At 68.9% G+C, this 7160-nt stretch carries 9 protein-coding genes; 5 read left to right on the forward strand and 4 right to left on the reverse strand.

Annotated elements, in window-relative coordinates:
* The first annotated feature begins 1187 nt into the window (after nt 1-1187).
* From ACFYWY_RS37875 to ACFYWY_RS37885, 3 genes are all read left to right on the forward strand, one after another.
* The gene (locus tag ACFYWY_RS37875; RefSeq protein ID WP_389195970.1) at nt 1188-1499 is read left to right on the forward strand and encodes a hypothetical protein; all 312 of its coding nucleotides are present in this window, start codon (nt 1188-1190) and stop codon (nt 1497-1499) included.
* A 62-nt stretch (nt 1500-1561) separates the two neighbouring features.
* The gene (locus tag ACFYWY_RS37880) at nt 1562-2167 is read left to right on the forward strand and encodes a hypothetical protein (RefSeq protein WP_389195973.1); all 606 of its coding nucleotides are present in this window, start codon (nt 1562-1564) and stop codon (nt 2165-2167) included.
* Between the two features lie 140 nt (nt 2168-2307).
* Nucleotides 2308-3456 carry a DUF932 domain-containing protein gene (locus ACFYWY_RS37885; protein ID WP_389195976.1) on the forward strand — a complete coding sequence of 383 codons (1149 nt, stop codon included), beginning with the start codon at nt 2308-2310 and terminating at the stop codon, nt 3454-3456.
* Between the two features lie 191 nt (nt 3457-3647).
* Here the strand turns inward: ACFYWY_RS37885 and ACFYWY_RS37890 are convergent, their stop codons facing one another.
* From ACFYWY_RS37890 to ACFYWY_RS37900, 3 genes are all read right to left on the reverse strand, one after another.
* Nucleotides 3648-4049 (reverse strand): resolvase, encoded by a 402-nt coding sequence (locus ACFYWY_RS37890; protein ID WP_389195979.1) that lies wholly within the window; start codon nt 4047-4049, stop codon nt 3648-3650.
* A gap of 68 nt (nt 4050-4117) precedes the next feature.
* Nucleotides 4118-4270, reverse strand: coding sequence for a hypothetical protein (locus ACFYWY_RS37895; protein WP_389195981.1), 153 nt, complete (start codon nt 4268-4270; stop codon nt 4118-4120).
* Between the two features lie 46 nt (nt 4271-4316).
* On the reverse strand, nt 4317-4694 hold the full coding sequence (locus ACFYWY_RS37900) for a winged helix-turn-helix transcriptional regulator (RefSeq protein WP_389195984.1): 378 nt from the start codon (nt 4692-4694) through the stop codon (nt 4317-4319).
* A 279-nt stretch (nt 4695-4973) separates the two neighbouring features.
* Here ACFYWY_RS37900 and ACFYWY_RS37905 point away from each other — a divergent pair, with 279 nt between their 5' ends.
* Together ACFYWY_RS37905 and ACFYWY_RS37910 are read left to right on the forward strand one after the other, a co-directional pair.
* Nucleotides 4974-5879, forward strand: a complete 906-nt coding sequence (locus ACFYWY_RS37905) for an NADP-dependent oxidoreductase (protein ID WP_389195987.1) — start codon at nt 4974-4976, stop codon at nt 5877-5879.
* A gap of 93 nt (nt 5880-5972) precedes the next feature.
* Nucleotides 5973-6407, forward strand: a complete 435-nt coding sequence (locus tag ACFYWY_RS37910; protein WP_389195990.1) for a hypothetical protein — start codon at nt 5973-5975, stop codon at nt 6405-6407.
* Between the two features lie 496 nt (nt 6408-6903).
* Here the strand turns inward: ACFYWY_RS37910 and ACFYWY_RS37915 are convergent.
* On the reverse strand, nt 6904-7160 hold a 257-nt coding region (locus ACFYWY_RS37915; protein ID WP_389195993.1), incomplete at its 5' end, for a dihydrofolate reductase family protein.

Genomic DNA, 7160 nt, shown 5'->3' on the forward strand with positions numbered 1-7160 from the left:
GCGCGCGGTTCGCTCCGCGAACACAACGCGCCGCCGCTACGCGGCGGAATTGAATTCGCGCTCCGCGCGAATTCGGTCAACTCCGTTGACCGGGGCGCGAATTGCTCCGCAATTCGACCGAACGTAATTCGCTCCGCGAATTCCGAAAGCTGGCTAGGGGCAGCGGCCTTTCGCGATATGCCCCATACCCAATTCCGCAGATACGAACTCCGGAATTCATCCTGACCCCCTTTCAGCTTGGAAGCACTGTCGCTACCTCCGGCAGCCGAATACTCGCTTCGCTCGTTTCGCGCGTCCCCGCGCGAATTGCCCGCCTCCGGCACGAAATGCGGCTGGTTTGGTTTCGGGGGGTGGGTGGTTGGGGTTTTAGTTGAGGGTTCGTCATGGGGTTTGCTGGGGTGGGGTTGGTTATTGGGGGATCTCCGATCCCTTGGAGAGAGAGGGGAATTGACGGGTATTCCGTGGGGAGGGTAGACCACGGAATACCGGGGAAGGGAAAGGGCCCCTCCGGGGCCCTTTCCCTTTTCAGGGTGCGGGAGGTTGGGCGAGTCCTCCCCCGGGGGGTGCCTGCCTCCTGCAGGACCAACCCCCACGGGAGGGAGAGAGGTACAGGAGGAAGGAGAGAAGACGCATACCCCGGTAGACCGATCCACAGGTGACCCGACCAGGCCCGGCCAACACACAGACCCAACCCGAACCCTGACACCCACACACACGCCCCCCAACGGGGCGACACAGCCCACCAGGCACGCCCAGCACCCACCCCACAGCGCGGAGGCCCACGCCGACGCGCAACACACCCACAAGCCACGACAGATCACCGAGGCCGCCGCCCGACCCCACCCGCCCCCATTCCTTACTCGTCCTTCTACCGGTGCGGGACAGTGGCAGCAGAGGGGATGTCAGCAGGCCGACCACGCGCCCGCAGGCCGTTGACCTGGGGTGGCGCGGAGGCCGGCCGCCACGGCGCGCAACGTCCAGCGCAACCCCTGACGCAACATCAGGGCGCAACATCCACCGCAACATGGGGCGCAACAGGTCTTCCGTCCGCAGCTAACATCCACTATTATTTGAAGTCCTGGGGAGGCGACCCCCGGGAACCGCAGAAAGCCAACGAAGGGGAAGACGTGGAAATCCAGATCTCTGACGGAATCGTCCGCCGAGTGCACGGCGGTAAGGGCGCCCCCATGACGGGCCTGGCGATTCAGGCCCGCACGGTCGCGAACTTCCTGCCCCTGCTTGTCCAGCGGGTGGGCGCGAACATCGTGCACAACTCCGACGCGAACTACACCGGAATTCGGTTCGACACCAAGGTTGGCCCGGTGGTGCTGGAAATTCCGACGGGTGACCGTCCTTACCGGCTCGTTCACGAACTCCCGGAGCCGGACGAGAACGGGCGCACCGAAGTGGAAATGCGGCGATTCCCGCAGATCTACAAGCCGAAGGGAATCGCGCACATCACGGCCGAGTTCCTCCAGTCGCGCGGGTTCCTGAAGTAATCCGCCCGGGGGGTGCCCCGCCGGGGCACCCCTTCCCCTCCCCCAATCCAAGGAGCTTCCCCATGAAGGCCACCACCGCCACCGAACTACGCTGCTCCTGCTGCCTGATGCCGACCGAAGTCACCGACAACGTCGTGATCGTCCATGATGCCCCGTACGCCACCGACCACTACGGCCGGTGCGACGGCTCCGGCAAGCCAGCTCTGACCGGCCCGGCCACCCCGCCGACCGCGTGGGGTCACCTGGAGGGCAAGACATACGTGGATATCGGCGTCCTACTCTCGCCGATGCCGACCGTGAAGCGTGACGGCTGGACAGTCACCATCTCCGGCGTGCGGTTCACGCACTCCACCCACTGCTGGAATTGCCGTGTCGTCGTCACGGTCGCCACCGACGGCGGCACCATCCAGCTCGGGTTCGACCACAAGGGGCACAGCTTCGAGAAGGAGCGCCCCGGCGCCCGCGCGACGTACGACGGGCCGTGCCCGAACGGGTGCGATGGCCGGGTCGTCGTCGGCGGTCGCTATTCGCACCCCACCCCGGGGCTGCCTGTGGCCGAGGGCCGCACCGTGCAGTTTCGGGAGTGGGAGCGGCTGCGCGGCGACCTGAAGGTCTGGACGACACACATGACCTCGGCCGACATGAGGCGGTTGCGCAAGTCATCCTGACCCGCTCTCGCGCCCGTTGGGCTAAGGGTGCTGGCCAGGGGTGGGTTCACCTACCCCTGAAACACACTATTATTGATGTTGTTCGGGGGTGGTGGCCCCGCCCCCGAACCGCAAAAGCCAACAGCGAAGGGGAACACCGCATGACTCAGCAGTTCGCCGAGCGCGCCACGAACGTGGCCCCCACCGGTGCCCGAAACGCCGAACTCCCCGACCTTGTCCGCATCCTGGAGGACCAGAACCGCCGCAAGCTGGACGTGATCGCCCCCGCGTCCGCACTGCGGTTCCATGAGGGAAACGTGCACGTCGAGGGCGTCGAGTCCCTGATCACCGAGGACGGTGTCACGGAGGTCGACGGCATCTACCGGCCCACCGCCGTGGCCGACGAGGGGATCTCGGACAAGCTCCGCATCCCGCTCGCCTACCTGCGCCGGATGCGCGCCGAGAACGCCCCGCTCCTGGTGCCCGAGCGCCGTTTCATGCTCCGCGCGTTCCGGGGCGAGAACGGCCCCGGCATGCCGCCCGCCGAGGGCGTGGCCCGCGCGCTGCTGTCCGACAGCTACAAGCTGATGGACAACTTCGACATGCTGCTCGCCGCCCTGGACGGGGTGAAGCAGTCCGGCCACCCGACGCGCGTAACCGGCTGCGACCTGACGGACCGGCGCATGTACGTGCGGGTGGAGTCCGAAGCGGTCGCCATCCAGGCACCCGCGCTGCTGCGCGGCTACCGCTCCCCGTTCGACGGCCGCAGCGGTGACGAATTGCCGGTGATCTCCGCGGGTTTCGTCATCACCAACTGCGAGGTCGGTTCCGGGGCGTACACCATCACCCCGCGCGCGGTCATCCAGGTCTGCAGCAACGGCCTGACGGAGGCCAAGGACGTCATGCGCGCCGTACACCTCGGAGGCAAGCAGGATGAGGGCGTTGTGTCCTGGTCGGGGCAGACGCAGCGCAAGACGCTGGAGCTGATCACGTCCAAGACCGCCGACGCCGTGCGCACCTTCCTGTCACGGGAGTACGTCGAGGCGAAGGTGCGCGAGGTGGAGGACGCCGCCGGTAAGACGCTGGCCGAGCCGACCAAGACGATCGAGCACGTCACCAAGTCACTCAGCATCGGTGCCGAGGCCAAGGACATGATCCTCGCCCACTTTGTCCGGGGCGGTCAGATGACGGCCGGGGGCGTGATGCAGGCCGTCACGTCGACCGCGCAGACCCTCACCGACGCCGACCAGGCCGCCGCCCTGGAAGCGCTCGCACTGCCCGCGCTCACGGCAGCCGCCACGCACGGCTGAAAGACCCCCGTGCGGGCCGGGAACTTCCCCGAGCCCGGCCCGCACGGGCCCCAACCTCCCAGAGCGCGGAGCGCGCGCCGCCCCGCCCCTGCCGCGTACCCGAACTGTGGGCTACGGTCAGCGCACTGTGGGGTGTGACCCAGATACGCCAGAAACCCGCCAAGGGATGATCTTGGAGCCCGGATGGCCCGCTACGGGGTGTCGCCCGCGAGGGTGCTGACGCGGTTCTCGTACTCGCGGCGGGCCTTGTGCTGTGCCGGGACCGCCGAGGTTCCTGGGCTGCCGTCGAGGAGCCGGCAGTGGATCGCGGGCACGGCGGTGACGCGCAGGGTGTAGCCCTGGCCGCGCCGTACGGTGACGTCCTGGTCGAGCGTGGCACGCTCGGCGGGCTGCAGGTCGGCCGCGCGGAGGAAGTCGGCGGCCTTGCCGGGCATGTCGAGGGCGACCGGCAGCTCCGGGGCCGGGGCGTCCGGAGCAGCGGCCGTGTACTCGGGCAGGAGGTCGGCGACGGCGGTTCGGATGGCGCCGCGGCTGACGTCGTGGCCGCGGGCGAGGGCGGCGATGGAGCGGCCTTCCAGATACGCGGTGCGCACGGCGTCCACCTTCCCCGCCACTACGGCCGGGCGGCGGCCGCCCTTGTTGCCCTTGGCCTCGGCCGCCCTCAGCCCGTCGTAAGCCCGTCGTAAGTCAGCTCGCGCTGGAGGTCACGCTGGAGCTCCCCGGCGGCGGCGAGGGTCTGCACCATGAACTTCACGGTGGACAGCAGCTCCCCGGTGCCGCGGACACCGCTGTTGGCGATTCCCCGAGTCAACACAGAGGTGCGGCTCGTCCGGTGCGGCACGCGTCAACGCAGGTTCGAGTCAGCCGATGGAGGAGATGCCGCCCTCGCGGGCGTCGAGTAGCTCGTCCCAGTGCTCGGCCGCCCATCGGCACGCGGCGGCCAGCGGCTCCAGCACGCTGCGGCCTAGCGGTGTCAGCGCGTACTCCACCCGCAGTTTCGGGTCGGCGTGCACGGTGCGTGACACGAACCCGTTCCGCTCCAAGCCGCGGAGCGACTGGGTGAGCGCCTTTGGGGTGACGCGACTCAGTGGTACGCGGAGTTCGGAGTATCTGCGCGGGCCGTCGTCCAGGCAGCGGAGGACCATGGATGCCCATTTGTCACCGAAGCGGAAAGGCAGCAGCGAGGACGGGCACAGCTCGTCGAACAAGTCGGGTGGCAGCGGTGGCCGTTGCGTCATTGAGGGTCTCCCGTCTCAGGTCTTGGTATCCAGCTGGTAACCGACCTTCTGGATATCTTCCGGAGCATCGACTCAACGGGAGGTATTCCGACGATGGGCAGGATCGTGGTTGTCGGGGCGGGTGGCTGCCCGACTGCTCGACAATCTCACCGATCCGCACCCGTCCTCCTCTGGCCGGAAGGCAGTCGGCTTGCCGCACCTCAAGTCAACGTCAGATTTGCAGTAACGGGCGTCGAATGAACGCCATCATTTCGACCTATAAAGGTAAGGCAGGACATTATGCGTGCAGCCCGCTTCCATGAATACGGCGGAGCGGAGAGCCTGGTGATCGAGCAGGCCCCCGACCCCGACCCCGGACTTGGTGAGATCCGTGTCCGCGTCGCGGCGGCCAGCGTCAATCCCATCGACTGGAAACTGCGCGCTGGCACCCTGCACCAGCTGATTCCCCTGGAGCTACCCGCCATCCCCGGGCGCGACGCCGCCGGCGTGGTCGACGAAATCGGTGACGGAGTGCAGGGGGTGAGCATCGGCGACCGCGTCTTCGGGCTGGGCGGTGTCACCGGCGCAACCGCAGAGCTGGTCATCCTCTCAGCCTGGGCCCACGCCCCCGACACGTGGAACGATGAGCAGGCCGCGGGCGCCGGCCTCGCGTCCGTGACCGCGATGCGCGGCCTGAACGCGCTCGGCTCCCTCGCGGGGCGCACCCTTCTCGTCGAGGGCGCCGCCGGAGGCGTGGGCGGCGCGGCAGTCGAGATCGCTGTGGCACAAGGTGCCACCGTGATCGGGACAGCCAGCGAACGCAACCACGAGTTCCTCACCGCTCTCGGCGCCGTTCCCACCACCTACGGCCCCGGCCTCGCGCAGCGCCTCTCCGCTCTCGCTCCGCACGGCGTCGACATCGCGCTCGACACCGCGGCCTCCGGATCCCTGGACGACCTCGTCGCGATCACGGGCGACCCGACACGCGTCGCGACGGTCGCCGACCACGCAGGCGGGCAGCGTCTGGGCACGCATGTGGTCAACGCGGAGAACGACTCCACCCTCCTGTCTGCGGCCGCGGAACTGGGCCGACAAGGCCGCTACACACCCCGTATCGAACAGACCTACCCCCTGGAGCAGATCGCCGACGCCCACGCGCACGCCGAGCGCGGACGCACACGCGGAAAGATCGTGATCTGCATCTGAAGCGGGGGCACGGCGCAGATGCGCCAGTCCGCCAAGCGATGATCTTGGTGGGCTGGCGCTGACTGCTCAGCGCTGGACGTCTGCTGCTGCCGGATGCGCGGGTCCGACGGAAACGCGATACGGGACGCCTCGGATCAGCAGTGGGTGCCGTCCGCGGCGGCCGTGGAACCGTCGCCCCACGCCTGCGAGATGTCCAGGCGGGCGTGCGCGTTGACCCTGAACGCCTCCCGGCAGCGCGACACCGGCGCCCTGCTGCGTTTCCTCACCTGGTCGACCACCCACCACCACGCCGAAGCCGCCCGCCTTGAGAGGGAAGCCTGTGCCGCCCACCCCGCGCGGCGCGCCGCCGTGGCCGCCTGGTGGACCGTTGCACGGTGGCTCACCGCCTCCCCGCACCCGGTCCTGCTGCTGATGCTGGCCGACTTCCCCGGCTCACTGTCCCGCCACATCGACGTCATGCAGTGGTGGGCCCCCTACTGCCTCACCCTGCCCCCGCACACGGCGCGTCCGGAAATGGGGTTGCTGTGACCATGCGCTGGTTGATGACCCTCGGGGAGCGCAGCCGACCCGACGCGCCCACATTCGCCGAGTGCCCCGGGCCGAACGAGGCCCGCGCGGTCGCCCTCGTGGATGACTGCGACCAGCTCTTCCCCATCCTGGCTGCATGTGGGCCGCGCGCTTCCTGTACCGCTACCGCCAGCCCCAGCCGTCCGGCCGCCCCTGACGGCCCGCACCCGCCTCGCAGAAGGGATCGCGCATTGGCCACGTTCGGCCACATCACCCCCGAGCGCTGCAGCCAGTTGGGCCGCGCCCTCACGGCCGCCGGCCTTTCCTGGTCTGGGCGACGTTGACGGGGGGTCCTGGAAGCCCCTGGCCCGTCGCGTGCGTCTCGCAGATCCAGCGGCGTGAAAGTCCCGCACACCAGTGACAGCTGTCGGCCCACGTCGGGGCACATGCCGGGCCCGTCGACCACACGCCAGATCGCCGAGCCGGGATCGCCTCCGCCGCCCCCCTGCCGCCCCGCCTACGCCTTGGAGACCCGCCGGTACGTGCACACATTCACGCCGTTGGCGCTGCTGACGGTCGAGACCAGCTCGAGCGTCCGCTGCGCACCGTCGTCGGGGAAGATCGTCTTACCGCCGCCGAGGAGCACCGGCATGATCAAGAGTCGGAGCTCGTCGACCAAGTCCTCACGCAGGAGGGCGCGCACGAGCGTGGGGCTGCCCATGACCAACAGGTCACCGCCCTCGGTCTCGTGGAGCTCCCGGAGGCGGGCGACGG

Source organism: Streptomyces sp. NPDC002870, from assembly GCF_042888505.1.
In the GTDB taxonomy this organism is placed as follows: domain Bacteria; phylum Actinomycetota; class Actinomycetes; order Streptomycetales; family Streptomycetaceae; genus Streptomyces.

Excerpts from the sequence above, each read along its gene's own strand:
- ACFYWY_RS37875 (WP_389195970.1), top strand. The coding sequence starts at position 1,188 with ATGACGGGCCTGGCGATTCAGGCCCGCACGGTCGCGAACTTCCTGCCC.
- ACFYWY_RS37880 (WP_389195973.1), top strand. The coding sequence starts at position 1,562 with ATGAAGGCCACCACCGCCACCGAACTACGCTGCTCCTGCTGCCTGATG.
- ACFYWY_RS37885 (WP_389195976.1), top strand. The coding sequence starts at position 2,308 with ATGACTCAGCAGTTCGCCGAGCGCGCCACGAACGTGGCCCCCACCGGT.
- ACFYWY_RS37900 (WP_389195984.1), bottom strand. The coding sequence starts at position 4,694 with ATGACGCAACGGCCACCGCTGCCACCCGACTTGTTCGACGAGCTGTGC.
- ACFYWY_RS37905 (WP_389195987.1), top strand. The coding sequence starts at position 4,974 with ATGCGTGCAGCCCGCTTCCATGAATACGGCGGAGCGGAGAGCCTGGTG.
- ACFYWY_RS37910 (WP_389195990.1), top strand. The coding sequence starts at position 5,973 with ATGCGCGGGTCCGACGGAAACGCGATACGGGACGCCTCGGATCAGCAG.